Source organism: Pseudomonas sp. RL_105y_Pfl2_101, from assembly GCF_963970585.1.
Taxonomy (GTDB): domain Bacteria; phylum Pseudomonadota; class Gammaproteobacteria; order Pseudomonadales; family Pseudomonadaceae; genus Aquipseudomonas.
In genome coordinates this window covers 1-2046 of the sequence record NZ_CAXAPG010000102.1, presented here as the reverse complement: position 1 = coordinate 2046, position 2046 = coordinate 1, and the positions used below count along the sequence as shown (strand labels likewise).

Annotated in this window: 4 protein-coding genes; 1 reads left to right on the top strand and 3 read right to left on the bottom strand. The window is 48.8% G+C overall.

Translation table 11 applies throughout. The annotated features are described in order from the left end of the window. The 3 genes from AACY31_RS28550 to AACY31_RS28540 all read right to left on the bottom strand — a co-directional run. A partial coding sequence (locus AACY31_RS28550; protein ID WP_339505618.1) for a PAAR domain-containing protein occupies positions 1–229 on the bottom strand: 229 nt, incomplete at its 3' end. 207 nt (positions 230–436) lie between these two features. Beyond that, a complete protein-coding gene (locus AACY31_RS28545; protein WP_339483720.1) occupies positions 437–850 on the bottom strand; it encodes a DUF6896 domain-containing protein in 414 nt (137 codons plus the stop codon). Continuing rightward, complete coding sequence (locus AACY31_RS28540) at positions 847–1374, bottom strand: RHS repeat-associated core and ParB domain-containing protein (RefSeq protein ID WP_445261598.1); 528 nt, start codon at positions 1372–1374, stop codon at positions 847–849. The genes AACY31_RS28545 and AACY31_RS28540 overlap by 4 nt, the downstream gene beginning before the upstream one ends. 92 nt (positions 1375–1466) lie before the next feature. Here AACY31_RS28540 and AACY31_RS28535 point away from each other — a divergent pair, with 92 nt between their 5' ends. Next, positions 1467–1946: a hypothetical protein gene (locus tag AACY31_RS28535; RefSeq protein WP_339505617.1), complete on the top strand. Its 480-nt coding sequence runs from the start codon at positions 1467–1469 to the stop codon at positions 1944–1946. The last annotated feature ends 100 nt before the right edge of the window (positions 1947–2046 follow it).

Sequence of the window (2046 nt, the reverse complement as noted above, 5' to 3'; positions counted from 1 at the left end):
TCAGGGTGGCGCCGCAGGTGGTCTTCATGCCATCCAAGGCTACGGGGATACCGTTGACGGAATAGGTGCTGCTGCCTTCGGCGATCGGGAAGGGGCCTTTGCATAAGGGGCACATCACCATGTGGCCCTTGCCAGCCATCGGTTTACCGTTGAGGTTGGTGTGGGGAATGGATTCGGTGACAACACCGCCGTGGTCTGTTGTGTCTCCTAAGCGAACGACTGCTTTCATTTTATTTTGTCCGACTTCTGTTTTTTAAGTACTCGGATAGAGGTTTTCGCGTTTTGCTGGTCAGTGGATTTTGGTTGAAGTCCTTGTGCAGCATGGTCTCCGCAAAAAATGCACGCATTGGAAATACGTGAAAACTTTTCTTCAGGCACTTAGTTGAGTGGTTCTTTGTATGTTTGCGTGCTGGTTCGCCTGTGACTCGCATTGTGGTTAAGTTATTGTCTCGTAATCTATTGGTATTGTAATTGACGAGTTTTGTAGAGTGCGCATCAGTTTTCTTAAGCTATCTTTAGTGTGTAAGTCAAATTCTATTTGGTCGTGCGATACGGTAATTCTTTCTAGTGATGTAAAATAAGTTTCTAGCCTCCATTCGTCAGCTGTGTATGGGGCTGATTCCAGGCCTTTGTGAACATCGATTTCTTCTTTTGTTTCTGTATTTGTAAAGCAGATGCCTGCTCCATGTTTTCTGAACTCCCATGTTTTTCCGTTAATTGTGACTTTCCCATGTTTTGGCCATTCCGTTTGTGTCTCTGGCGCCTTGAGAAATTCTGCTATCAGCATTCCTTGAGTGTTGGAAAATTTTTTAAGTATTTCAAAAAATTGATATAGGGTTATTTTTTTCATTGACACCTCGACTCATCTCTATCGTTTTGAAGTTTTTTGGCGGTTTCTGGGTCAATGCTGTGAACAATTACCGGAACTTGGCCAATGCGAGCCCTCGTGGCAGCTTGGGCTCGATGGTGTCCGTCGATTATTATGAGGCTGCCATCAACGTTAGCAACGTCAATTGGATAGCTTTCATCATATCCGTCTTTTCTCATTCTCGAAGTGAGTTTGTCCACCCTGTTTCTAGACATTTCTGCTCTTGTTTGTCGAGACCGCAAGTTCCTTGGATCTACTTGCAGTGGTGAGCTCGGGCAAGGGGAACAATTACATCTTGTATCTCCCATCTTTTTAGATAACCCAAGCGCATCAACCCACTCTACCGGATTCGGCGCATAGGAATACACATTGAAGGCACCCGCAAACCCAATCGGATCCTTGCCGATAAACCGACCCACTTGCGGATCATAGTACCGATAGCGGTTGTAGTGCAGCCCGGTTTCGACATCGAAGTACTGCCCCTGAAAGCGCAACGGATTGCGGATGTCGGTACGTTTGGCGGTCTCGCTACGCTGCTCCTTGGCTAGCCCCCAAGGGTTTTCCTGATAAAGACAACCCGCAACGTAAGTTGCCCAGGGTGACCGATCATATTACCGACCCTGGCGGTGATCAGAGACCCATCACGGTGAAGTACACCTATGGCGCCGATGGGCATAATTTCCTCGGCTATCCGAATGTGGTCCATGTGGAGAACGATGGCCTGGACAACCTGTATAAAGTCCTCGATCGCTACGAGTATGAGTCCACTGAAAAACTGATGGTCGGGAACGACGAGGTGCGCAGCGTGACACGCCGCTTCAACCGCTTCCACTTGCTGGTTTCGGAAACGACCTTGCAGGGCACGCATCAACAGACACAAACGACCCGTTACTACGCGGACGATGACGATACCTTGTCTTTCGATGCCCAGCCACGCCAGTGTCAGTTGCCGAAAGAGGCGATTACCCGCTGGGAATTGACGGACGATGCGCGTGAATGGCGTATAGACGTCGAAAGAAGCGAATATGACATCCATGGCAACCAGACCTTGAGGGAAACTCTGAAAAAGACTTCCTGATTAGGCAAAATCACCGGACACCAGTCGCCGAGCTTTTCAATGATGAAACAGATGACCTTCGCCGATGCCGAGTACGCCGGCAAGCGCAAGCAGACCCGCA

What these genes read in the sequence shown, in the direction of transcription:
- AACY31_RS28545 (WP_339483720.1), bottom strand. Translation starts at nt 850, where the DNA reads ATGAAAAAAATAACCCTATATCAATTTTTTGAAATACTTAAAAAATTT.